This is a genomic window from Pseudarthrobacter sp. NPDC059871 (assembly GCF_042731175.1).
Classification (GTDB): Bacteria; Actinomycetota; Actinomycetes; order Actinomycetales; family Micrococcaceae; genus Arthrobacter.
The window spans coordinates 148160-171515 of record NZ_JBHWJV010000007.1 but is presented as its reverse complement, the minus strand read 5'-3'; the positions used below and the strand labels follow the sequence as shown (position 1 = coordinate 171515).

Annotated in this window: 20 protein-coding genes; 16 read left to right on the top strand and 4 right to left on the bottom strand. The window is 66.4% G+C overall.

Features of this window, described 5'->3' with window-relative positions; all coding sequences use genetic code 11:
• Nucleotides 1-24 precede the first annotated feature (24 nt).
• Complete coding sequence (locus ACFV4R_RS11480; protein WP_091720481.1) at nucleotides 25-2415, top strand: bifunctional (p)ppGpp synthetase/guanosine-3',5'-bis(diphosphate) 3'-pyrophosphohydrolase; 2391 nt, start codon at nucleotides 25-27, stop codon at nucleotides 2413-2415.
• Here the strand turns inward: ACFV4R_RS11480 and ACFV4R_RS11475 are convergent.
• The 3 genes from ACFV4R_RS11475 to ACFV4R_RS11465 form a co-directional block, all read right to left on the bottom strand.
• Nucleotides 2296-3036, bottom strand: a complete 741-nt coding sequence (locus ACFV4R_RS11475; RefSeq protein WP_377203524.1) for a hypothetical protein — start codon at nucleotides 3034-3036, stop codon at nucleotides 2296-2298. The genes ACFV4R_RS11480 and ACFV4R_RS11475 overlap by 120 nt on opposite strands.
• 102 nt (nucleotides 3037-3138) lie before the next feature.
• Nucleotides 3139-4704, bottom strand: coding sequence for a DUF349 domain-containing protein (locus ACFV4R_RS11470; RefSeq protein WP_377203525.1), 1566 nt, complete (start codon nucleotides 4702-4704; stop codon nucleotides 3139-3141).
• Between the two features lie 67 nt (nucleotides 4705-4771).
• On the bottom strand, nucleotides 4772-5578 hold the full coding sequence (locus ACFV4R_RS11465; protein WP_377203526.1) for a peptidylprolyl isomerase: 807 nt from the start codon (nucleotides 5576-5578) through the stop codon (nucleotides 4772-4774).
• Nucleotides 5579-5825: 247 nt separating this feature from the next.
• Here ACFV4R_RS11465 and hisS point away from each other — a divergent pair, with 247 nt between their 5' ends.
• The 3 genes from hisS to ACFV4R_RS11450 all read left to right on the top strand — a co-directional run bounded on the left by hisS (nucleotide 5826) and on the right by ACFV4R_RS11450 (nucleotide 10050).
• On the top strand, nucleotides 5826-7199 hold the full coding sequence (gene hisS, locus ACFV4R_RS11460; RefSeq protein ID WP_377203527.1) for a histidine--tRNA ligase: 1374 nt from the start codon (nucleotides 5826-5828) through the stop codon (nucleotides 7197-7199).
• 149 nt (nucleotides 7200-7348) lie between these two features.
• Nucleotides 7349-9148 (top strand): aspartate--tRNA ligase, encoded by a 1800-nt coding sequence (gene aspS, locus ACFV4R_RS11455; RefSeq protein ID WP_377203528.1) that lies wholly within the window; start codon nucleotides 7349-7351, stop codon nucleotides 9146-9148.
• An 83-nt stretch (nucleotides 9149-9231) separates the two neighbouring features.
• Nucleotides 9232-10050, top strand: coding sequence for a GNAT family N-acetyltransferase (locus tag ACFV4R_RS11450; RefSeq protein ID WP_377203529.1), 819 nt, complete (start codon nucleotides 9232-9234; stop codon nucleotides 10048-10050).
• Between the two features lie 44 nt (nucleotides 10051-10094).
• Here ACFV4R_RS11450 and ACFV4R_RS11445 read toward each other — a convergent pair whose 3' ends face one another.
• Nucleotides 10095-10769 (bottom strand): acVLRF1 family peptidyl-tRNA hydrolase, encoded by a 675-nt coding sequence (locus ACFV4R_RS11445; RefSeq protein WP_377203530.1) that lies wholly within the window; start codon nucleotides 10767-10769, stop codon nucleotides 10095-10097.
• 68 nt (nucleotides 10770-10837) lie between these two features.
• Between ACFV4R_RS11445 and ACFV4R_RS11440 the strand changes: the two genes are divergently transcribed.
• The 12 genes from ACFV4R_RS11440 to ACFV4R_RS11385 all read left to right on the top strand — a co-directional run bounded on the left by ACFV4R_RS11440 (nucleotide 10838) and on the right by ACFV4R_RS11385 (nucleotide 23264).
• The gene (locus ACFV4R_RS11440) at nucleotides 10838-12238 is read left to right on the top strand and encodes a replication-associated recombination protein A (RefSeq protein ID WP_377203531.1); all 1401 of its coding nucleotides are present in this window, start codon (nucleotides 10838-10840) and stop codon (nucleotides 12236-12238) included.
• A 171-nt stretch (nucleotides 12239-12409) separates the two neighbouring features.
• Nucleotides 12410-13036 carry a 30S ribosomal protein S4 gene (gene rpsD / locus ACFV4R_RS11435; protein WP_142037130.1) on the top strand — a complete coding sequence of 209 codons (627 nt, stop codon included), beginning with the start codon at nucleotides 12410-12412 and terminating at the stop codon, nucleotides 13034-13036.
• 144 nt (nucleotides 13037-13180) lie between these two features.
• The gene (locus ACFV4R_RS11430) at nucleotides 13181-13555 is read left to right on the top strand and encodes a DUF948 domain-containing protein (protein ID WP_091720462.1); all 375 of its coding nucleotides are present in this window, start codon (nucleotides 13181-13183) and stop codon (nucleotides 13553-13555) included.
• A gap of 16 nt (nucleotides 13556-13571) precedes the next feature.
• Complete coding sequence (locus ACFV4R_RS11425; protein ID WP_015937208.1) at nucleotides 13572-13802, top strand: DUF6167 family protein; 231 nt, start codon at nucleotides 13572-13574, stop codon at nucleotides 13800-13802.
• Nucleotides 13803-13915: 113 nt separating this feature from the next.
• Complete coding sequence (gene alaS, locus ACFV4R_RS11420) at nucleotides 13916-16600, top strand: alanine--tRNA ligase (RefSeq protein WP_377203640.1); 2685 nt, start codon at nucleotides 13916-13918, stop codon at nucleotides 16598-16600.
• A 1-nt stretch (nucleotide 16601) separates the two neighbouring features.
• Nucleotides 16602-17198 (top strand): Holliday junction resolvase RuvX, encoded by a 597-nt coding sequence (gene ruvX, locus ACFV4R_RS11415; RefSeq protein WP_377203532.1) that lies wholly within the window; start codon nucleotides 16602-16604, stop codon nucleotides 17196-17198.
• Nucleotides 17195-19006 (top strand): endolytic transglycosylase MltG, encoded by a 1812-nt coding sequence (gene mltG, locus ACFV4R_RS11410; protein WP_377203533.1) that lies wholly within the window; start codon nucleotides 17195-17197, stop codon nucleotides 19004-19006. The genes ruvX and mltG overlap by 4 nt, the downstream gene beginning before the upstream one ends.
• On the top strand, nucleotides 19003-19863 hold the full coding sequence (locus ACFV4R_RS11405; RefSeq protein WP_377203534.1) for a shikimate dehydrogenase: 861 nt from the start codon (nucleotides 19003-19005) through the stop codon (nucleotides 19861-19863). Before mltG ends, ACFV4R_RS11405 begins: the two co-directional genes overlap by 4 nt.
• A gap of 26 nt (nucleotides 19864-19889) precedes the next feature.
• A complete protein-coding gene (gene aroC / locus ACFV4R_RS11400) occupies nucleotides 19890-21089 on the top strand; it encodes a chorismate synthase (protein WP_377203535.1) in 1200 nt (399 codons plus the stop codon).
• Nucleotides 21090-21148: 59 nt separating this feature from the next.
• Nucleotides 21149-21658: a shikimate kinase gene (locus tag ACFV4R_RS11395; RefSeq protein ID WP_377203641.1), complete on the top strand. Its 510-nt coding sequence runs from the start codon at nucleotides 21149-21151 to the stop codon at nucleotides 21656-21658.
• Nucleotides 21655-22746: a 3-dehydroquinate synthase gene (gene aroB / locus ACFV4R_RS11390; protein ID WP_377203536.1), complete on the top strand. Its 1092-nt coding sequence runs from the start codon at nucleotides 21655-21657 to the stop codon at nucleotides 22744-22746. Before ACFV4R_RS11395 ends, aroB begins: the two co-directional genes overlap by 4 nt.
• On the top strand, nucleotides 22746-23264 hold the full coding sequence (locus tag ACFV4R_RS11385; RefSeq protein ID WP_043793951.1) for a tetratricopeptide repeat protein: 519 nt from the start codon (nucleotides 22746-22748) through the stop codon (nucleotides 23262-23264). Before aroB ends, ACFV4R_RS11385 begins: the two co-directional genes overlap by 1 nt.
• Nucleotides 23265-23356 lie beyond the last annotated feature (92 nt).

Sequence of the window (23356 nt, the reverse complement as noted above, 5' to 3'; positions counted from 1 at the left end):
AAGACGGTGGTGAGGGGTGCTTCATTGGAAGAACGTTCGGCGTCGGCGCCAACGGCTCAGGGAGAAAACAATTCCACCGGTGGCCATACCGGGGTGGCTGCATCGGCGCGCCCCGGATCCCTGGTGCCGGTAGACAACTCCGGCACCCGCGCCACGTTCCCCGGCCGCAGGGAGCGCACCCGTTCGAGGCTGGCCCGCCTCACCGGCCGCGGCGCCGCAACCTACTCACCCATCCTTGAGCCGCTGCTGCGCACTGTCCGGGCCAACAACCCCAAAGAGGACTTCGACCTCATCCAGCGCGCATTCGACGTCGCTGAACGCAGCCACCGGGGACAGAAACGCAAGAGCGGCGACCCCTACATCACCCACCCGGTGGCGGTGGCCACCATCCTTGCTGAACTCGGTTTGAGCGGGACCACCCTCGCCGCAGCCCTCCTGCACGACACTGTCGAGGACACCCCATACACTCTGGCGGACCTGAAACGTGATTTCGGTCCCGAAGTGGCCATGCTGGTGGACGGCGTAACCAAGCTGGACAAGGTCAGCTTCGGCGAAGCGGCGCAGTCCGAGACCGTCCGCAAAATGGTTGTCGCCATGGCCAAAGACATCCGGGTGCTCATGATCAAGCTCGCGGACCGGCTGCACAACGCCAGGACGTGGCGGTTCGTCTCCGCCGAATCGTCCGCCCGCAAGGCCCGTGAGACACTCGAAATCTTCGCGCCTCTGGCACACCGCCTCGGCATGAACACCATCAAGTGGGAACTCGAAGACCTCTCCTTCGCAGCGCTGTATCCGAAGGTCTACGAAGAGATTGTCCGGATGGTGGGGGACAGGACCCCGGAGCGTGAGAAGAGCCTCGGCGTCATCCGCGACCAGATCACCGACGACCTCCGTACAGCGAAGATCAAAGCGACCATTACGGGCCGTCCGAAGCACTATTATTCGATCTACCAGAAGATGATCGTCAGGGACAAGGACTTCGACGACATCAACGACCTCATGGGCGTCCGGGTCCTCGTTGACTCCGTCCGTGACTGTTACGCCGCACTTGGCACCATGCACTCGCGCTGGAACCCGCTGCCCGGCAGGTTCAAGGACTACATAGCGATGCCCAAGTTCAACATGTACCAGTCCCTGCACACCACTGTCATCGGCCCCGGCGGCAAGCCCGTGGAAATCCAGATCCGCACCCATGAAATGCACCGCCGCGCAGAGTACGGCGTGGCGGCACACTGGAAGTACAAGGACCAGCCCAACCGCACGGCGGTGGGCCCCGGGAGCCCCCGCGACGGCGACATGGGGTGGCTGCGTTCCCTGGTTGACTGGCAGCAGGAGACCTCCGATCCGGGCGAATTCCTCGATTCGCTCCGATTCGAAATCAACGCCCGCGAAGTTTTCGTCTTCACACCCAAGGGTGAGGTCATGGCGCTGCCTGCCGGGTCCACACCGGTGGACTTCGCCTACGCAGTCCATACCGAGGTAGGGCACCGCACCATCGGTGCCCGCGTCAACGGGAAACTGGTTCCCCTCAACAGTGAACTCAACCACGGCGACTGGGTGGAAATCTTCACCTCCAAGGCCGAAGGCGCGGGGCCCAGCCAGGACTGGCAACACTTCGTCAAGAGCGCACGGGCCCGGAACAAGATCCGCCAGTGGTTCAGCAAGGAACGCCGCGAAGAAGCGATTGACCGCGGCAAGGAACTGCTGACCCGCGCCATGCGGAAGCAGAACCTGCCGCTGCAGCGGCTGATGACGCACGAGGCCCTGGCCGCCGTTGCCGAAGAATTCAAATACGTGGACATTTCCGGCCTGTACGCCGGTGTCGGAGACGGTCACACGTCCGCGCAGTCCGTCATGGAGAAGCTCGTCGAAAGCCTCGGCGGCACCGAAAACGCCGACGACGACATCAGCGAAGTCAGCATTCCCACCCAGGTCACCAAAGCCCGTTTCTCCGATTCCGGTGTTGTGGTCCGCGGTGTGGGAGACGTGTGGGTCAAGCTGGCGCGCTGCTGTACGCCCGTGCCGCCGGACCCCATCCTCGGCTTCGTCACACGTGGATCGGGGGTGTCTGTGCACCGCACGGACTGCACCAACATCTCGGACCTCAAGGACCAGCCCGACAGGATTGTGGACGTGGATTGGGCACCCACCCAGTCCAGCGTGTTCCTGGTGGAGATCCAGGTTGAGGCGCTAGACCGCAAGTCGCTGCTCTCGGACGTGACGCGGATCCTGTCGGAAAACCATGTGAACATCCTGGCTGCCAGCGTTCACACCTCCACCGACAGGGTGGCGATCTCAAAGTTTGCTTTCGAGATGGGGGACCCCAAATACCTCAGCCACGTCCTCAGCGCCGTCCGCCGGATCGACGGGGTCTTTGACGTCTACCGCACCACCGGGAACAAGCGCCGGAGCTAGCCGGGAAAGCTTTTCCAGTGCCGCCTTTTTATGCGGGACCCGCGGGGTCGCCTCGATAGCGAGCACCAGCAGCCGCAACCGCACGTCCTTTTCAGGGCGGGCCAGGAGGTTTGCGAGCGTGGGAACGGCGCGTTCTGCGTCAACGTGCAAAGCGATATCCAGGGCGGTCCGCAGCGGGCTGGACACCATGAGGCCGCCCAGGCTGACCACATCGAAGGGACCCAGCTTCACCTCGTGCAGCGTACAGCCCCGGGTGTTCCGCAGGCTTGAAACGCGGCGCTTGGCGTCCACCAGGAGGGCAAGGCGGTCCGGCTCGTCAGCACAGCCGTAGATCCAGGCTGCAGTCATCCGTCCCGCCACGACACGCTGCCGCACTTGGGATGGCACGGAGCCGGCGGCAGCACGGGCGCGCAACTGAGCAGAGGCGGCAGACCCCGGGAGGGTGTAGCCATGCTGGTGGAAGCGGGCCAGGATCCCGTCGGCAGCCAGGGACTGGAGTTCCGGCCAGGCGAAAGGCCGCCCGGGTGCATATAGTTCCGGGAACCGCGCCGGAGCCGTGGGGTGCGGCGGCAGATGGTCCATTCCCGCTCCGGCCGGCGTGGAATCAGATGGTGAGGCCATTCCTCCATCCTGCCAAGGAGGTCCGGATACACGCAGGCCCGGTTCGGGTTATGTGGATAACCGGAACCGGGCCTGCAGCGTCGTCAAACAGGGAAAGAGGCGTCAGCTCAGTTCGCTGGCCGAACGCTGGATCTGGTCGAGCCAGGCCTGGCGTGCCTCGAGGGCTTCCCTTGCTGCCTTGATCTTGCGCTCGTCGCCGCTCTGTTCCGCCTTGGCAAGGTCATCCTGCAGGCCGGCGATGGCACTCTCGAGCTGTGACAGGGCACTGTTGGTGCGCGCCTTGCGTTCGGGGTTGGAACGCTGCCACTGCTCTTCTTCGGCCTGCCGGATGGCGTCTTCGACCTTGCGGAGGCCGGCTTCGATCCTGCCCATGTCGGCGCGCGGGACCTTGCCGGCCTCTTCCCAGCGGTCCCGCACGGACTGCAGCGACTTCTTGGCAGCCGCCAGGTCCTTGATCGGGAGAATCGTGGTGGCCTCGGCGAGGAGGGCCTCCTTGACCGTCAGGTTTGCGGCGTACTCCTGGTCGATCTCGTCGTTGGCAGCCTGCCGGGATGTGAAGAAGACATCCTGCGCGGCACGGAAACGTGCCCACAGCGCGTCATCGTCCTTGCGGCTGGCGCGCGGAGATGCCTTCCACTGGTCCATGAGGCGGCGGTATTCGCCCGCGGCGTAGCCCCAGTCGGTGGAGCTGGAGAGTGCCTCTGCCTCGGCAATCAGCTTTTCCTTGGCGGTCTTTGCAGCGGAATTGTTGCTGTCCAGCTGGGAGAAGTAGGCCCGGCGGTGCCGGTCAAAAACGGTACGGGCGGCCCTGAAGCGCTTCCAGAGAGCGTCCTCGTTGCTGCGGCCCAGCCGGACGCCGCTCTTCTGGGCGGCCTTCCAGTTTTCGAACAGCTCGTTCATCCGGGCGCTGGAGGTCTTCCACTGGGTCTGAGCGGGGTCCTGCCCGGAGATTTCCTCTGCCTCGGCCACGATCGCTTCACGGGCTGCAAGTTCTGCGGCCCGGACGGCGTCGTGCTCCGCCTTTTCCGTCTTTTCAAGCTCGGCGATGTGCGCTGCCAGGGTGTCCAACCGGGCTTCTGCCGCCCGGAGGTCGCCCACCATGTTGCGTTCGGCAAGCTGCTCGTGCAGGTGGGTGACGGTCTTCTGCATGTCCGTGCTGGGGGCCTTGGAGTTTACGCGCTGTTCAAGGAGCACGATCTGGGCCACGACGTCGTCGTACTTCCGCGCGAAGTAGGCCAGCGCTTCGTCGTCGCTGACGCCCGGGTACTGCCCGACGGCGTGTTCTCCGCCGTCGATCGTCAGGAAGACGTGGCCATCGCCTTCCACGCGTCCCCATTTGGCTGCCTCAGCGGGTGAGGTGGCGGGGGCGGCGGGGGCCACGGCAGCGGTCGGAGCGGCTGCCGCCGGCTTGGGGCGTGACGCGAAAGCTGCGGGGGACGGGGCCGAAGGCCGGGGTCCGGGCGCCGGAGACGGGGCAGGGGCTGCAGGTTCTGTGTCCGGGGCAGGAGCCTCAGCGTGCTGTTCTGGCTCTGCGCCGGCCTCCTCCACGCCTTCGGTGGCGGCCTCCGGGGCCGTTGCGCTGGTTGCTGCAGGTTCTGCGTCCTTGGCGGGAGCCGCCGCGTCGGTCACGTCTGCTGCTGTTTCGTCGGATTTCTGACTGTCTGTCACCGCTAAAAGTCTTTCGCTTGGAGGGAACTGCTCACGTCCTGCACCGCGGCCGCCATGGCCGGGCTTCCTACTTCAGAGAAAACGAGTCTATCGTGACTGCTTGAACGGGCGCGCCGTCCGTGTCGCTGCTGCCCGGGGTGATCCCTGCGGCAGCGATGCCGGTTACCACGTCCAGGCCCGAGGTCACCTTGCCCACCACTGTGTAGCCGCCGGCGGTATCGGCCGGAATGTTCGTGTCCTTGTAGACGATGAAGAACTGCGTTCCGTTGCCGTAGGCGTTGTTGCCGCTCCGTGCCACGGCAATGGTTCCGGCCGGGTAGGTGTTGTCCGCCGGGGTGTTTTCCAGGGGACCCCACGTGTAGTTGGGATCGCCCTGCCCGTCGCCGTTCGCGGAGCCGCACTGCAGTACCCCGAAGGCGTCCGATGTAGTGAGGCGGTGGCAGCTCTTGCCGTTGTAGAAGCCTTCGTCGCTGAGGGACTTGAAGACCGCCGCGGCCTGCGGCGCCGTGGTTCCGTTGAGTTCAACGCCCAGCGGCTTGCCGTTCAGCACGAGGTCCCCGGTGAACGTCTTTCCTGCCGCGGTGTCGGCGGCCGGAATGTTGGGCCCGTTCGTTGCCGGGGCTGACGGAGTGGCTGACGCCGACGGGTTGGTGAGGCCGGCCTCGGTGGCAGCAAACTCATCTTCGGTGGGGTTGCCGGCGAAGGCCGTCAGCTGAAGCACGACGGCGAGCACCACGGCGGCGGTTCCGGCGCCGGCGGCGATCAGGTTGTCGCGTTTGCGACGCTGTTCCTGGTCCCGCCTCAGCTCGCGTTTGGCCTCCATCTGGTGGATACGCCGTTTTGCTTCGCGGGCACTGCGTGAACTGGCCGCCAAGGCTCCTCCTTATGTGTAGCTGTGTTGTCTCTGTACTGCCTGGCTGCGCCAAGGGCCTGGGTGGCACCGGGCGCAGTCCTCTGACTGCCAGGCCCTGCAGGTCCGGCGTATTAGAGATGCACACCGATGACGCATAAACTGACTGCCGCACATAGTTTATGCATGACTGGCTGGACAGCCGCCGCAGGGCGCCCGCGACGGGCGGGACGCGGCCGGCGTCAGGCACCCTTATGAGGAGAGAACTTCCATGGCACGCACCGCCTCCCTGTCCGGATTCCCCGAGTGGCTTCCCGAGGAGCGGCTTGTGGAGCAACATGTCCTGGATACCCTGCGCCGCGTCTTTGAGCTGCACGGCTTCGCCTCGATAGAGACGCGTTCGGTGGAAACCGTGGGACAGCTGCTGCGCAAGGGCGAGATCGACAAGGAAGTCTATGGGCTCAGCCGGCTCCAGGACGATGAGGGCGGGACCCCGGACCGGGGCGGCAAAGCCGACCAGCACGCGCTGGCGCTGCACTTCGACCTGACCGTGCCCTTCGCCCGCTACGTCGTCGAAAACGCCGGCTACCTGGCCTTCCCCTTCCGGCGGTACCAAATCCAGAAGGTCTGGCGCGGCGAACGCCCCCAGGAAGGCCGGGCCCGGGAGTTCACCCAGGCGGACATCGACGTCGTGGGCGATGGCGAGTTGCCGTTCCGCTATGACGTTGAAATCGCCCTGGTGATCGCCGAGGCACTCAGCGCACTTCCCATCCCGGATTTCCAGCTCCGGGTCAACAACCGCAAACTGGCAGAGGGCTTCTACCGCGGCATCGGCCTGACGGACACCGCCGGGGTCCTGCGCAGCATCGACAAGCTAGAGAAAATAGGCCCGGCCAAGGTTGCCGAACTCCTGAAGTCCGAACTCGGCGCCACCGACGAGCAGGCACAGAAGGCCCTGCAGCTTGCCGGTATCCGCACCGGGGACCTGTCCTTCGTGGCCCAGGTCCGTGCCCTCGGCGTCAGCAACGACCTGCTCGAAGAGGGCCTTAACGAGCTGGAGCAGGTCATTGACGCCGCCGTCCAGCGCGCACCCGGCAAGGTGCTGGCGGACCTCAGTATTGCCCGCGGCCTCGACTACTACACGGGCACAGTGGTGGAGACCGTCCTGGTGGGACACGAACAGCTGGGTTCCATCTGCTCCGGCGGCAGGTACGACGCCCTGGCCTCCAAGGGCAACCGGAAGTTCCCCGGCGTCGGCCTGTCCATCGGCGTGACCCGGCTCGTTTCGCGCATCCTCAGCCAGGACCTGGCCAAGGCTTCCCGTTCCGTTCCCACGGCGGTGCTGGTGGCCCTCGCGCACGACGACAGCTGGGGCGCTGCGCAGGACGTCGCCGCCCAGCTGCGCAGCAGGGGGATTCCTACCGAGGTTGCCGCCAAGGCGGAAAAGTTCGGCAAGCAGATCAAGTTCGCCGACCGCCGGGGCATCCCGTTCGTCTGGTTCACGGACGACGACGGCACTCACCAGGTCAAGGACATCCGGTCCGGTGAGCAGGTAGTCGCCGCCCCCGAGACGTGGATGCCCCCGGCCGCCGACCTCGTGGTGCAGGTAGCCAACACCGACGCCGTTCCTGCCCAGGTCTCCTGAGCAGGACTCCCCGCTGCCTCCGTTCCGTCGGAGCTTTGCCCGTGGACGTCGGCTTCCGTCCTACGGGTAAACTCGGACGGGACCGGTCCCGGAACCATCGAGACCTATTCCCCTAAGTTTTCCCGCTGTTTCCTCTAGAAAGGTGTGCTGTGCTCCGCACACATGACCTCGGATCCCTTCGTTCCGAGCACATTGGACAAACCGTAACCCTGGCCGGCTGGGTAGGCCGCCGCCGTGACCACGGTGGTGTGGCCTTCGTGGACCTGCGTGATGCGTCCGGCGTGGCTCAGATCGTGGTCCGCGAGGAGGAAGTGTTCCACGGGCTGCGCAACGAGTACGTCCTGCAAGTTACGGGGACCGTCTCCAAGCGCCCCGAAGGCAACGAAAACCCAGCGCTTGGCACGGGTGAGATCGAAGTCATCGCCGAGGACGTGACGGTGCTCAACACCTCCGATCCGCTGCCGTTCCAGATTGACGAGCACGTGGAAGTTGGCGAGGAAGCGCGCCTCAAGCACCGCTACCTTGACCTCCGCCGCCCCGGCCCCAGCCGCAACATCCGGCTGCGCTCCGAAGCCAACCGGGTGGCCCGCGACCTGCTGCATGACGAAGGTTACGTGGAGATCGAGACGCCCACGCTGACCCGTTCCACGCCCGAAGGCGCCCGCGACTTCCTGGTTCCGGCCCGCCTGGCACCTGGCTCCTGGTACGCCCTGCCGCAGTCCCCGCAGCTGTTCAAGCAGTTGCTGCAGGTGGGCGGTTTCGAGAAGTACTACCAGATCGCCCGCTGCTACCGCGACGAGGACTTCCGCGCCGACCGCCAGCCGGAATTCACGCAGCTGGACATTGAGGCCAGCTTCGTGGACCAGGACGACGTCATCCGCCTCGGCGAGAACATCGTCAAGGCTGTCTGGAAGCTCATCGACGTGGAGATCCCCACGCCCATCCAGCGCATCACCTACGCGGACGCCATGGCCCGCTACGGTTCGGACAAGCCCGATCTTCGCTTCGGCCAGGAACTGACGGAGCTCACGGAGTTCTTCAAGGACACCAATTTCGGTGTCTTCAAAGCGCCCTACGTTGGCGCCGTGGTCATGCCCGGCGGGGCGTCGCAGGCGCGCCGTGCCCTGGATGCCTGGCAGGAATGGGCCAAGCAGCGCGGCGCCAAGGGCCTGGCGTACGTCCTCTACAAGGAAGACGGCGAGCTTGCCGGTCCGGTCGCCAAGAACCTGACAGACACTGAACGCGCCGGCCTGGCCGACGCCGTCGGCGCCAAGCCCGGTGACTGCATCTTCTTCGCCGCCGGCGAAAAGACCCCGTCCCGTGCCCTGCTGGGTGCTGCCCGCGTAGAAATCGGCCACCGCACCGGCCTGATCGATCCCACGGACTGGGCTTTCTGCTGGGTTGTCGACGCACCGATGTTCGAACCGGCCGCCGCTGCTGTGGCTTCCGGCGACGTCGCAGTGGGCGCTGGCCAGTGGACCGCCGTACACCACGCCTTCACCTCGCCCAAGCCGGAGTTCCTCGACACGTTCGACAAGGACCCCGAGTCCGCGCTGTCCTACGCCTACGACATCGTCTGCAACGGCAACGAGATCGGCGGCGGTTCCATCCGTATCCACCAGCGTGACGTGCAGGAACGCGTCTTCGAACTGATGGGGCTGAACAAGGAAGACGCCCAGACCAAGTTCGGCTTCCTCCTCGAAGGTTTCAAGTACGGAGCGCCCCCGCACGGCGGCATCGCGTTCGGCTGGGACCGGGTGGTTTCGCTGCTGGCCGGTGTCGAGTCCATCCGCGACGTCATCGCCTTCCCGAAGTCAGGCGGCGGGTTCGATCCGCTGACCGCTGCCCCGGCACCCATCACTGCGCAGCAGCGCAAGGAAGCCGGTGTCGATTTCAAGCCTGAGGCTGCCAAGCCCGTCGAGGCCAGGAAGGCCGAAGCGGTCAAGTAACACACCTTACTGAGCGGCAGGAGGCTCCCCGGATTCGTCGGGGCGCCTCCTGTCCCTGCTTAACCCACTTGGAGGAAAACGCCGTGTCCAGCACCGCCGTTGACGACCACCTTGCCGGATTCCCTGGCCTCGAAGCCGCCATGGATGCGGCGTGGCCCGCGCCGGAGCGCCATGACCTGGGTCCGTGGGTTCTTCGTGCCGCCGGGGGAGTGACCCAGCGGGCTAATTCGATCTGGCCGAGGCCAGCCAGCGGTGCGGGAGAGCCGGAGCTTGCCGGCCTGCTTCGGGACGCCCGGTCCTGGTACCGCAGCCGCCGGCTGCCCCTGATCTTCCAGGTCACCGCCACCGCCGAAGCGGCTGCCCTTAATTCCTTCCTGGACGCGGAGGGCTTCACCACGCAGTCCGAAACCCTGATCATGACCCGGGGCCCAGCGCGCCACGCCCGGGTTACGGGGCCGTGCCCCGCCGTCGAGCTCGCATCTGCTCCCTCTGCTGAATGGCTTGCCGTGTGGTGGGCAGTGGACGGACGGGGCGGCGACGACGCCCTGGCCATCGCCCGCACCATCCTCGAGGGCTGCCCCGCCGTGTACGCCTTGGCCCGGGACGGCGCAGGCCGGCCAGCCGCCGTCGGACGCCTTGCCCTTCCGGACACCGGGCCCGAGGCAAGGGGCGGGCTGTACTCCATGGCGACGAGCCCCGAGTCACGCCGACGCGGTCACGGGACCGCCGTCCTGGAATCCCTGCTCACGACGGGGGCGGAGCGGGACCTTGCAGGCTACTGGCTGCTGGTCACCGCAGCGAACCATGGAGCCCAGGCGCTGTACGCCAACGCAGGGTTCCGGGAAACCGGCCGCTACGTCTACCGCCAGGAACGGCCCAAGCGGCACCTGACAGGCTGCTGAGCAGGTGCCCGCCGCCTGCCCGGCGGGCGGCCGGAGCGCCGGGTCTACTTCCCCGGCGCGTCGCTGACGGTGATCCTGATGGAGCAGGCATCGGAAGCGGCTTTCTTCACGACGGCGGCCCGGGGCTCCGGCACATCCAGGTATGCCAGGAGGTGCAGGCCGGCCCACCTGGCCAATGCCGGGTGCCCCAGGACCGCTTCGGCGAGGGCCCTGTCCCCGCCCGGGACAACGTATTCGAAGGGTTCGGCCGCAAACACCTGGGCGGCCTGCACCGCCACGGCATCCACCAGGGCGTCGGCCTGGTTGGAGCGGCGCCGGGCAAACCGCTGCTGTGACTGGCCGCCGGCCGCGGTGCGGGACTGGACGTACCGGGTGCCCGCTTTGGACGCCAGCAAGAGGCCCTCGGCAGCAATACCGACACCATAGCCGCCGCGCCTCACCAGGAGCAGGCCGCACCGGCGTGGCTGGGCGGCCAGCGACGCGAGGCGTTCCAACGGGCCGGCTCCCCGTCCGGGCCGCCCATGGGCGGGCCAGGGACCTTCGAGGAGCGCTACGGCGCCGTCACCTGCCAATAGCCGCACGCCGTCGTCGTCTTCCCGTATTTCGAAACCGTTGTGGCTGCCGGCGAACCGCCCGGTCCAGCCGGCCAGCCGGGATCCGGAAACAAACGCCGTCCGGACCGAGGGGGAGCGGCCGCTGCCGGCATCATGGGGGGTCATGGCGGGTTCGGGTTTCCTTCCGGATAGCTGTGGCGGGATCGCCGGGTGACTGGAAGTAGCCTATCTATGTGGATGATCTCTTTGGGCCGGGGCAGGGCAATGACGACGACGGCGATTCGGCCGCCTCGGGCAGCGCGCCCGCCAGCTCCTCACCACGCAGTCCGCTGGCCGTCCGCATGCGGCCCCGAACCCTCGACGACGTTGTGGGCCAGCAGCACCTGCTGGGCCAGGGATCGCCGCTGCGCCAGCTGGCGGCAGGAGCCGACGCCGCCGGGCCGGCCGGGCCAAGTTCGCTGATCCTGTGGGGCCCGCCAGGGACCGGCAAAACCACACTGGCGCATGTGATCGCCCGCGGGCCGGGCCGAAAGTTCGTGGAACTGTCCGCCATCACCGCCGGCGTTAAGGACGTCCGCCGCGTCATGGACGACGCCCTGACTGCACGCGACCTCTACAAGACCACCACGGTGCTATTTCTTGACGAGATCCACCGCTTCAACAAGGCGCAGCAGGACGCACTCCTGCCCGGCGTGGAAAACCGCTGGGTGGTCCTGGTGGCCGCCACCACCGAAAACCCGTCCTTCTCGGTGGTGTCACCGCTCCTGTCCCGGTCCCTGCTTCTGACCCTGAAGCCGCTCACGGACGCCGACATCGAAGGCCTGCTCAGCCGCGCCGTAGCGGACCCCCGGGGACTCGACGGCAAAGCGGAACTGGATCCCGAAGCCCTGGCCCACCTGGTCCGGCTGTCCGGCGGCGACGCCCGCCGTGCCCTCACCGCCCTGGAAGCTGCGGCCGGCGTGGCGTTCGGTGATGCCGACGACGCCGGACCCGGGCCGGTAACCGTGGAACTCAAGCACACCGAACGGGCCCTCGACGTCGCAGCAGTCCGCTACGACCGGGCGGGAGACCAGCACTACGACGTCGCCAGCGCGTTCATCAAATCCATCCGCGGCTCCGACGTTGACGCCGCCCTCCACTACCTGGCGCGCATGCTCGAGGCCGGCGAAGACCCGAGGTTCGTGGCCCGCCGCATCGTCATCTCAGCCGCCGAGGACGTGGGCATGGCCGACCCCACGGCATTGCAGACAGCCGTGGCCGCCGCCCAGGCAGTGCAGCTGATCGGCATGCCCGAGGGCCGGATCATCCTGGCCGAAGCGGTGGTGCACCTGGCCACGGCGCCGAAATCGAACGCCGCCTACATGGGCATCAACAAGGCCATCGCTGACGTACGCGCCGGTATGGGCAACGGCATCCCGCCCCACCTGAGGGACTCGCACTACCCGGGCTCCAAGCAACTGGGGCACGGAAAAGGCTACAAATACGCCCACGACGCCCCGCACGCCGTGGCCGCACAACAATATCCGCCGGACGACCTGGTGGGCCGGGACTACTACCAGCCCACCGGCAACGGCGCTGAACGCGACATCGCCGCCAGGCTTGAGCGGCTGCGGAAAATTGTCAGGGGCAAGTAGCCGCCGTGCTAAGGTAGATGTTTGTCTGGCAAGGCACAGGCGCACAATCCACCGAATTTTCGTTTGATGGAGCTGCGCCCTGCGCCCAGTAGCAAAAGGCAGCGGTTGGCCGATGCTCTCCATCAAGGAGGCCAGTAACACTGACACACCGCAGATATTGGAAGGACACAAGTGGCTAACAACACTCGTGCTCGCCGTCAGGCCCGCCTCTCGCGGTCCCTCGGCATTGCTCTGACCCCCAAGGCCGCCAAGTACATGGAGCGCCGCCCGTACGGCCCCGGTGAGCATGGCCGTGCCCGCAAGAAGCAGGACTCCGACTACGCCGTGCGCCTGCGCGAAAAGCAGCGCCTGCGCGCCCAGTACGGCATCCGCGAAGCACAGATGACCCGTGCCTTCGAGGAAGCCCGCCGCACCAAGGGCCTGACCGGTGAGAACCTCATCGAACTGCTCGAAATGCGCCTTGACGCCCTGGTCCTGCGTGCCGGCTTCGCCCGCACCATCGCCCAGGCCCGCCAGCTGGTTGTGCACCGCCACATCCTGGTTGACGGCATCCGCGTTGACCGTCCGTCGTTCCGCGTCGGCGAGGGCCAGCTGGTCCACGTCCACAGCCGCAGCGAGACCATGGTTCCGCTCCAGGTTGCAGCAGCCGGCGCGCACCGCGATGTCCTGCCTGCCGTCCCGGCCTACCTGGACGTCAAGCTTGAGGCACTGCAGGCCCGCCTGGTCCGCCGCCCCAAGCGCTCCGAGGTACCGGTGACCTGCGAAGAGCAGCTCGTCGTCGAATTCTACGCACGCTAAATCCCAGCAGCGTATACAAAGAAGCCCGTGGCAAGCGCCACGGGCTTCTTTGTATGTAAGGTACTTGGGGGACATCTGCCCAACGCGGTTCGCGGGGTGCGCAGGATGGTTCCGGACCACAGAATTTCAAGGAGATGAACGTCTATGACTGGTGGCGATATCGCCGGCCTGGTCGCTGCCGGAGTGTTTGCACTCCTGGTACTGCTGCTCGCCGTGCCCATCCTCAAGCTGGGCAAGGTGCTGGACGAGGTGCGGACATCCATCCGGTCACTGAGCGACGGCGCAACGCCCCTGATGGATGAGGTCACGGCCACCGTGACCACCACCAACCAGCAGCTGAAGAAGGTGGACGGCATTTCGTCAAACGTCTCTGACGCTTCGGCCAACCTTTCGGCGCTGTCGTCCCTGGTGGCCGCCACCGTCGGTTCGCCGCTCATCAAGGTGGCCGCGTTCAGCTACGGCGTCCGCAGTGCGCTCTCCAACCGCAAGAAGCCCGCCACCGGCCGCCGCAGCCGCTAAGCCCCGAAAGTACACCATGAAACGACTTGTCTGGATGGGAATCGGCGTGGCCATCGGCGTTATCGCCTTCCGCAAGGTCACGGAAGCCCAGTCCGCCCTGGGCCCGGAAGGCCTCAACAGGGCTGTAGGCAGGCTGGCTGACGGGGTCTACGACTTCGCCGACGCCGTCCGAGCCGGAATGCAGGAACGCGAAACCGACCTGCGCAGTGCGCTCGGCGTCGAAACCGCGGACCTGGTCCGCAGCTGACGCCCCCGGGCCATCAGCCCGCAACAACCCGGCAGGGAACCCGACCAGGCCCTGCCGCCTGAACGAACTTTCCGCGTGGTCAACCGCGGACCAAGAAGGGTATGAAACAGCTCATGAAATCGCAGGAGATCACCAAGCGCTGGGTGGACTTTTTTGTCAGCAAGGGCCACACGGCGGTTCCCTCCGCATCGCTGGTGTCCAGCGACCCGTCGCTGCTGTTCACTGTGGCCGGCATGGTGCCTTTCATCCCCTACCTCACAGCCCGCGAAGAGGCGCCCTACACCCGCGCCACGAGCGTCCAGAAGTGCATCCGCACCGGCGACATCGAGGAAGTGGGCAAGACCGCCCGGCACGGCACCTTCTTCCAGATGTGCGGCAACTTTTCCTTTGGCGACTACTTCAAGGAAGACGCCATCAAGTACGCCTGGGAGCTGCTCACCACCAGCGTTAACGACGGCGGGTACGGCCTGCCGCCCGAGCTCCTGTGGGTGACGGTCTACGAGGAAGACGATGAAGCCAAGGAACTGTGGCTGAAGAACACCGGCGTTCCCGCGGAGCGGATCCAGAAGATGGGCAAAGCCGACAACTACTGGAACACCGGCCAGCCCGGCCCGGCCGGCCCCTGCTCCGAGATCTATTACGACCGCGGTCCCGCTTACGGCATCGAAGGCGGTCCGCTGGCTGACGAGACCCGGTACATCGAAATCTGGAACCTCGTCTTCATGCAGTACCAGATCGACAACGTCCGCTCCAAGGACGACTTTGACATCGTGGGTGAGCTGCCCAAGAAGAACATCGACACCGGACTGGGCATGGAGCGCCTGGCCATGATCCTCCAGGGTGTCGAGAACATGTACGAGACGGACCAGGTCCGTCCCGTCATCGACAAGGCCGCCGAACTCTCCGGCAAGGAATACACCTCCGCCGAAACCCCGGATGACCCCCACCACACGGACGATGTCCGGATGCGCGTTGTGGGTGACCACATCCGGTCCGCCCTGATGCTGATTTCCGACGGCGTGACCCCCTCGAACGAGGGACGTGGCTACGTCCTGCGCCGCCTCATCCGCCGTGCCGTGCGCTCCATGCGCCTCCTCGGCGTCGAGCAGGCCTGCCTCCCGGACCTGCTGCCGGCTTCGCGCGACGCCATGAAGGGCGTCTACCCCGTAGTCGACACGGACTTCGCCAGGATCAGCCGGATTGCCTACGCCGAAGAAAAGGCCTTCCTGCGGACCATTGCGTCCGGCACGGCGAGGCTCGAGGACGCGGTCAAGGAGTCCAAGGCCGCCAACAAGCAGCTTTCCGGTGAAGACGCCTTCGCCCTTCACGACACCTACGGTTTCCCCATTGACCTCACCCTGGAAATGGCCGAGGAAGCCGGGCTGAAGGTTGACGAGGCCGCCTTCCGCAGCCTGATGCAGGAACAGCGCCAGCGTGCCCAGGCCGACGCCAAGGGCAAGAAGGGCGGCCACGCCGACCTCAGCGCCTTCCAGGAGATCCTGGCCCAGGGCGAGACGGTCTTCACCGGGTACACCGAGCTCGACGGCGAATCCCGCGTCCGTGGGCTGCTCACCGGCGGCCGTCCGGTCCAGCAGGCAGCCACCGGCGACGAGATCGAACTTGTCCTGTCGGAAACACCGTTCTACGCCGAGGCCGGCGGCCAGGCCGCCGATACGGGCCTCATCACCGGTGACGGCTTCGTGGTCGAGGTCCTGGACGTCCAGCGCCCCGTCAAGGGCCTGAGCGTCCACAAGGCGATTGTCCGCGAAGGTGAAATCGGCGCCGACTCGCTGGTGCGCGCCGCCGTCGACCGCGAACGCCGCCATGCCGCCGAGCAGGCGCACACGGGCACGCACATCGTGCACGCCGCCCTGCACCAGATCCTCGGCCCGGAAGCCACCCAGCGCGGATCCTTCAACAAAGCCGGCTACCTGCGGTTCGACTTCGCCTGGGGCGAGGGCCTGAGCACCGCCACCCGGTCAGAAATCGAAGAGGTTTCGAACCTGGCCATCCGCAACAACTACGCGGTGGAAACCAAGGTTATGGGCCTTGCGGAGGCGAAGGCCCTGGGTGCCATGGCCCTGTTCGGCGAGAACTATGGCAGCGAAGTCCGTGTCGTCGAGATCGACGGCGCCTGGTCCCGTGAGCTGTGCGGTGGTACGCACGTAGCCAACACCTCGCTGATCGGCAGCCTTTCCCTGTTGGGCGAACAGTCCGTAGGGTCCGGAAACCGCCGCGTGGAAGCTTTCGTGGGCATGGAGGCCTTCCGGCACCTGGCGGCCGAACGTGCGCTCGTCAACGAGCTGACCGACCTCCTGAAGGTGCCGTCCGGGCAGCTGGCCGACCGGATCTCCGCAACGCTTGCCAAGCTTAAGGCCACGGAAAAGGAACTTGACCGGCTCCGCAAGGAGCAGCTGGCAGCCTCAGCAGCCCAGCTGGTCAACAGCGCCAGGGACGCGGCGGGTGTCAGCCTCATCGCCCATGATGCCGGTTCCGTCAGCGGGGCCGACGACATCCGCGGCCTGGCACTGGACCTCCGCAACCGGCTGGGCTCGGCACCTGCCGCGGTGGCTGTTGCAGGCGTGGCCAACGACCGTCCGCTCGTCCTGGTAGCCACCAACGAAGCCGCCCGGAACGCCGGAGTGAAGGCCGGAGCCCTGGTTCGCCTGGCTGCCGGAGTCCTCGGCGGCGGCGGCGGCGGCAAGGACGATGTGGCCCAGGGCGGCGGCACCGATGCAGGCAAGGTGGGTGCCGCGCTGGCAGCCATCCTGGACGCCGTCGAACGGCGCCACTCCTGACATGGCCGATCCCGCAACCGCCGGCGGCTACCCCCAGGGCGTCAAACTGGGGGTAGACGTTGGCACGGTCCGGGTGGGGGTGGCCATCTGCGACCGTGACTCCATCCTGGCCACGCCGTACAAAACGCTGGACCGGAACACCAAAAAGAACTCCGACGTTCGCCTGATCGCGAAGCTGGCGGAGGAGCTGGGAGCTGTGCAGGTCATCGTGGGCATGCCCCGCACCATGAAGGGCGAGGAACACGCGTCAGCCAGGATGGCTTCCGACTATGCCGGCCTGCTCGCGGCCGAGCTCACAGCCCGCGGCCTGGACGTGCCGGTCAACATGGTTGACGAGCGGCTCAGCAGCGTCACGGCGCACCGCAACCTGCACGAAGCTGGCATGAGCAGCAGGAACCACCGTAAAGTAGTTGATCAGGTCGCGGCCGCAGGCATCCTGCAGCACGCCATCGACATGCAGAAAGCCCGGGGAGCGGATGTCGGCTCACGCGTGACAGCGCCATCCCCGTCCGTGGACCTGGGGGTCAGCGGGGCGGATGAGTCCGTCCGCGCCACCCCGGATACGGCCAGATTTTCAGATAATGGAAGGCAACAGTGAGCCCTGCCAACATTGACGACGCCTCAGGGCCCCTGAACGACGGGGGAGGGAGGCCACTGACGCGCAAGGAGATCCGGGCACGGGAAAAGAGCCTCGACACCGGCGGCCAGGGCGCTGTCCCTGAGCAGGCCTACGAGACCGGTGCCGACGTGCCCCCGCAGCCCGCAGATCCCCCCGCCGTCCCTGCGCAGCCAGCCACCGGCCCCACTGCTGCAGCGCCGTTGCCGGCTGCACCGGCTGCGCCTCCTTCCATCCAGGAGGCGGCCCCTGACAACAGGGAGCCGGACAACAGGATGCCTGACAACAGGGAGCGGGACAACGGAACGCACGACGACGGAGGTCACCATGGTGCCGCACGGCAGGACCCGGCCGCGCACGGTGCGCCTGCGCAACCTGAACCCGTCGCCGACAACGTGAGTGCCCCCCACGAACCCGACCACCGGCACGGCGAAGTGTTCGCCGCCGACGACCACCAGGACCTGCAGGAGGCCGGGGAACACCCGGCCACGGACGTTCATGAGTACGCGGGCGACCCCCACTATGCGGACCCGGCCCAGTACCCGGACGGCCACGAGTACCACGGCAACGCCCATTACGGTCAGGCCCACGACGATGCCGACTACCACCACGACCTGCAAGGCGATGAGGCCGGCCATCACGCCGGCCACCCGGAGGACGCTCACCATGCTGACACTGCAGCGCACAGCCTCATCGCCGGTGCAGCGGCAACCCAGGTAGTGGGCAGGCCCTCAAAGAAGGTGCGCCGCCGCCGCAGGCTGCTTGCCCTCTTCCTCACCCTCGCCGTTTTCGTTACTGCCGTGGCAGTTGGCGCGCAGTTCCTCAAGCCCCTCCTCGGCAGCACCAAAGCCAGCGACTTCCCGGGCCCCGGCTCGGGCCAGGTCCAGGTAACGGTGGATAACGGGGAAGGCACCCGTTCCGTGGCCATGGACCTCGAAAACAAGGGCGTCGTGGCCAATGCTGACACGTTCCTGCAGGCGTTCAGCGCTTCAGGCGGCACGCTGGCCCCGGGTGACTACACCTTCAAGTCTGAAATGAAGAACAAGGACGCAGTCGACGTCCTCCTGGGCCAGGACAAGGGCAAGGTGATCTACTTCGCCCTCAGCGCGGGCCTGCGGGTCAACGAGTCCCTCCAGGCCATCTCCGAAGGTTCCGGCGTATCGATCCAGCAACTCCAGACGCTCAGTAACGATCCGGCGCAGTTCGGCTTGCCGGCAACCGCCAAGAACCTGGAGGGCTACCTCGCACCGGGCGAGCACCGCTTCCCGCTGGGAACGCCCGCCAAGGACATCCTGCAAGCCCTGGTCAAGGTGACCGTGGACGAGCTGGTGTCCCAGGGCATCACCGATCCCGCCAAGCAGTACCAGTCCGTGATCGTGGCCAGCATCGTCCAGGCCGAAGGCGGCCAGGCCGAATACGGCGACGTCGCCGGAGCCATCTACAACCGGCTCAAGCCCAACGACCAGACCGGCGGCTTCCTGCAGGTGGACTCGGCCGTGACGTACGGGCTCGGGACGAAGAGCTACAACTTCACGGACGAGCAGCGCCAGGACAAGTCCAACCCGTACAACACGTACGCGAACCCGGGGCTGCCTCCGGGACCCATTGGCTCGCCGGGCAAGACTGCCATCGACGCGGCCGCCAGGCCCAAGACCAACGACTACCTCTTCTGGGTAACAGTCAACCTGGACACCAAGGAGACCAAGTTCGCCAAAACCCTGGCCGAACACAACGTCTACGTTGAGCAGTACAACTCCTGGTGCCGGGCGAACGTGGGCCGCTGCACATGACCCTGCGGGCAGCAGTGCTGGGGCACCCGATCAGCCATTCAAAGTCCCCGGCCCTGCATCTTGCGGCCTACGGGCAGCTGGGTGCAGACATCAGCTACACGGCAATCGACGTCACCGAGCAACTCCTGCCGGGCCTGATGGGCCAGGTCCGCAACCAGCCGGGATGGTGCGGACTTTCGGTCACCATGCCGTTGAAGACCGCCATGCTGGGCCACGTGGACGAGGTCCGCGGCATCGCCCGGACCCTCGGAGTGGTCAATACCGTCTCCTTTGAGGACGACGGACACGGAGCGCGGGCCATCGGCACCAACACCGACGTGGCTGGAATCGTCAACGCCCTCCGGCACGCGGGAGCGGATACCGCACCCTCCGCGGTCATCCTCGGTGGCGGCGGCACCGCGGCTTCCGCTGTCGCCGCACTGCGGGAACTCGGAACCCGCCGAGCTCAGATTTTCGTACGGGACCCTGCCCGAACCGCAGACGTCCGTGCCGCGGCCTCAAGCGCCGGCGTCGACCTTGACGTGCTGACGCTGGCCGAAGCCGTGCTGCCCACGGCTGCTGCCGACGTCGTCATTTCCACGTTGCCGCCCCGGGCGGCGGACGGCCTGGCCGCGGAGATAGCCGCCCTGAAGACGGAAACCCCGGGCGTCCTGCTGGATGTCGCCTACGACCCCTGGCCCAGCCTGATCGCGTCGGTGTGGCAGGCGGGTGGCGGTGCCGTGGTCCCCGGACTGGAGATGCTGCTGTACCAGGCAGTGGAACAGGTGCGCCTTTTCACGGGCCGCGGGGATGACGTTAATGCAGCTGTCATAGATGTGATGTGCGCCTCAGTCGGCCTTCCCCGACGGGCTTTGTAACCGCCCTACGTGGCAGGATGGAAGATATGTTGCGTTGGTTGACTGCCGGTGAATCCCATGGTCCGGCTCTGATGGGAATTATTGAAGGCGTCCCCGCCGGTGTTGAAATCACCAGCGGGCACATCGCAGACTCCCTGGCCCGCCGCCGGCTCGGATACGGCCGCGGCGCCCGGATGAAGTTCGAACAGGACGTTGTCACTATCCTGGGCGGCGTCCGGCACGGGGTGACCCAGGGCGGTCCTGTGGCTGTCCAGGTGGGAAACACCGAATGGCCCAAGTGGGAACAGATCATGGCGCCGGATCCGGTGGATCCGGAACTCCTCGCCGACCAGGCGCGCAACGCGCCCCTGACCCGCCCCCGTCCCGGCCACGCGGACTTCACCGGCATGCAGAAGTACGGCTTCGATGAAGCCCGTCCCGTGCTGGAACGTGCCAGCGCCCGCGAGACCGCCACCCGGGTGGCCATGGGCACCGTCGCCGCCCAGTTCCTCAAGCACCTCGGCATCGAGCTCGTCAGCCACACGGTGTCCATCGCCAGCGTTTCCGTACCCGACGGCCGGCCGCTCCCTGAGCCGGCAGATGTCATCGCTTTGGACGCCGATCCGCTGCGCTGCTTTGACCGGGAAACCTCGGACGCCATGGTTGCCGAGGTTGACGCCGCCCACAAGGAAGGCGAAACCCTTGGCGGCGTGGTGGAGGTCCTGGCTTACGGACTGCCGCCCGGACTGGGCAGCTACGTCCATTGGGACCGCCGGCTGGATTCGCGCCTGGCTGCTGCCCTCATGGGAATCCAGGCCATCAAGGGCGTCGAAGTGGGCGACGGATTCCGGACCGCTGCGCGCCGCGGCTCCGGGGCCCACGATGAAATCGTGCGCGATGAAGACGGCCGGATCGTGCGCGCCAGCAACCGGGCAGGCGGCATCGAAGGCGGCATGAGCATCGGAGACGTCCTGCGTGTCCGCGCCGCGATGAAGCCGATCGCCACGGTGCCCCGCGCCCTGAAAACGATCGACGTCAGCACCGGCGAACCGGCCAAGGCCCATCACCAGCGCTCCGACGTCTGTGCCGTTCCGGCGGCAGGCGTGGTGGCCGAGGCCATGGTGGCCTTGGTCCTGGCTGAAGCCGTTACCGAGAAATTCGGCGGGGACTCCGTGGCTGAGACCGCCCGCAACATCAAGGGTTACCTGGACAACATTCCGGCGTCCCTGGACTCGATCGGCCAGTAGTGCCCGCCCAAAGCAGCACCGGGCCCGTCGGTATCCGGCCGATCGTCCTGATCGGCCCCATGGCAGTGGGTAAATCCGCCATCGGACAGCAACTGGCCCAGCAACTCGGTGCACCGTTCGTTGACACGGATGCCGTGATCGTGGCGGGCCACGGCTCCATCGCCGACATCTTCGCCGGCCGGGGCGAACGGGCCTTCCGCGAGATCGAAGCCCGTGCTGTTGCCTCCGCCGTTGAAGCGGCCGAAGGCACGGCCACGGTGATCTCGCTCGGCGGTGGTGCTGTTCTGGACTCTGGAACGCAGCAGCTGATGGGCCGCTGCACAGTGGTCTACCTCGAATGCGATGCGAACACCGTTGCTGCCCGCATTGCCCGTAACTCCGGGCGACCCCTGCTGGCAGGGGACGCCATGGGACGCTGGACAGAAATGTTCGCCACCCGCAAGCCGGTCTACGAGAGGCTTGCAGACATCACCCTGGACGTGCGCCAGGGCTCGATATCCGAGCTCGGCAACCGGCTGGAAGCAGCGCTGCAGAACTACGCAGCTGCCAAACAGGAAGTTGAAACGTGAACACCTCATCAACAGTCATCAAGGTCACCGGTGAAACCGCCGCCAACAACTACGACGTTGTGGTGGGGCGGGGCCTGCTGGGAACCCTTTCGGAAATCCTGGGAGAGCGGGTGCGGCGCGTGCTGGTCATCCACCCCCGGGCCCTCCGCCTCACCGGGGACACCGTCCGTGATGACCTTGAATCCGCGGGCTTCACTGCACTGACCGCGGAAATCCCCGACGCCGAAGAAGGCAAGCACATCCAGGTTGCAGCCTTCTGCTGGCAGGTCCTGGGCCAGAACGACTTCACCCGGTCAGACGCCATTGTCGCCGTTGGCGGGGGAGCGGTCACCGACCTTGCCGGCTTTGTTGCCGCCACCTGGCTCCGCGGCGTCAAAGTCATCCACATGCCCACCAGCCTGCTGGGGATGGTGGACGCCTCCGTGGGCGGCAAGACCGGCATCAACACTGCGGAAGGCAAGAACCTGGTGGGCGCGTTCCACCCGCCTGCAGCCGTGCTGGCGGACCTGGACACGCTGGACACCCTGCCCCGGAACGAACTAATTTCCGGCATGGCCGAAGTGGTCAAGTGCGGCTTCATCGCGGACCCCGCCATCCTCGAACTGGTGGAGAAGGACTTTGCCGCGGTCACTGATCCGCGGTCTGAGACGCTCCGCGAGCTCATTGAACGTGCCATCGCCGTCAAAGCCAAAGTGGTCTCCGAAGACCTCAAGGAATCCGGGCTTCGCGAAATCCTCAACTACGGCCACACCCTGGGCCACGCCATCGAACTGGTGGAACGCTACTCGTGGCGGCACGGCGCCGCCGTCTCCGTCGGCATGATGTTCGCCGCGGAACTCGCCCGCAGCGTGGGCCGCCTGAGCGATGCCGACGCCGACAGGCACCGAAGCATCCTCGAAGGACTTGGGCTCCCGGTCACCTACCGGCGGGACCGGTGGCAGGGCCTGCTGGACGGTATGCGGCGGGACAAGAAGTCCCGCGGCGACCTGCTGCGGTTCGTGGTGCTGGACGGTGTGGCCAAGCCGGGCATCCTGGATGTCCCCGACACGTCCCTCCTGTTCGCCGCCTACCAGGAAGTCGCTTCCTGATGCAGGGCGACATGGAAGGCACCGCCGAATGGCCAGAGGCAGGTTTCCCGGGAATCCGGATCAACCCTGAAACCCTGCTGCCGCAAATCGTCAACGACGATGCGTGCAGGGAAGCATTGGCAGCCTCCACCGATCCTGCCGACCACGTCTTCGTGCTGCTGGTCGAGGGCCACGGGGCAGAGGCTGCCGAACTGCTGGCCGAAGCCCGGTTCAATGATCCTGAATCCTTCCGACTGCGTGCGTTCGAAGCAGAGGTCCTGCGGGTCTCGAACCGGTTGGACAGGGCTGTGGAGCTCTTCCGCCAGCTCCTGCACGAGGTCCAGGGCACTCCCAAGGAAGCCCTGGCACTGCAGTTCCTGGGCAAGACCCAGTACACGGCCGGGCAGACCTCAGCTGCTGTTGAATCCTTTGCCCGCGCCTTGGACCTGCGCGTGGCACAGTCGGCCGATGCGGCGCTGATCTACTCGTCAACAGTGGCCCTTCAGCGCGCGCGGGACGTACTGGACCTGGCCTGCTGAGTCCCCGCTTTGGGCCGCCGGGGAAGTCCGCGCCCAATTGCCGGTAGAATAGTTTTTGAATTTTTTCCCAGCTCCCCGGATCTTTGACAAAA

Bases quoted from the DNA above. Each gene is read 5' to 3' on its own strand.
- ACFV4R_RS11425 (WP_015937208.1), top strand. From the start codon at position 13,572: ATGAAACGACTTGTCTGGATGGGAATCGGCGTGGCCATCGGCGTTATC.
- ACFV4R_RS11430 (WP_091720462.1), top strand. From the start codon at position 13,181: ATGACTGGTGGCGATATCGCCGGCCTGGTCGCTGCCGGAGTGTTTGCA.
- ACFV4R_RS11445 (WP_377203530.1), bottom strand. From the start codon at position 10,769: ATGACCCCCCATGATGCCGGCAGCGGCCGCTCCCCCTCGGTCCGGACG.
- aroC (WP_377203535.1), top strand. From the start codon at position 19,890: ATGTTGCGTTGGTTGACTGCCGGTGAATCCCATGGTCCGGCTCTGATG.
- alaS (WP_377203640.1), top strand. From the start codon at position 13,916: ATGAAATCGCAGGAGATCACCAAGCGCTGGGTGGACTTTTTTGTCAGC.
- ACFV4R_RS11475 (WP_377203524.1), bottom strand. From the start codon at position 3,036: ATGGCCTCACCATCTGATTCCACGCCGGCCGGAGCGGGAATGGACCAT.
- ACFV4R_RS11395 (WP_377203641.1), top strand. From the start codon at position 21,149: ATGGCAGTGGGTAAATCCGCCATCGGACAGCAACTGGCCCAGCAACTC.
- ACFV4R_RS11385 (WP_043793951.1), top strand. From the start codon at position 22,746: ATGCAGGGCGACATGGAAGGCACCGCCGAATGGCCAGAGGCAGGTTTC.
- hisS (WP_377203527.1), top strand. From the start codon at position 5,826: ATGGCACGCACCGCCTCCCTGTCCGGATTCCCCGAGTGGCTTCCCGAG.
- ruvX (WP_377203532.1), top strand. From the start codon at position 16,602: ATGGCCGATCCCGCAACCGCCGGCGGCTACCCCCAGGGCGTCAAACTG.
- ACFV4R_RS11405 (WP_377203534.1), top strand. From the start codon at position 19,003: ATGACCCTGCGGGCAGCAGTGCTGGGGCACCCGATCAGCCATTCAAAG.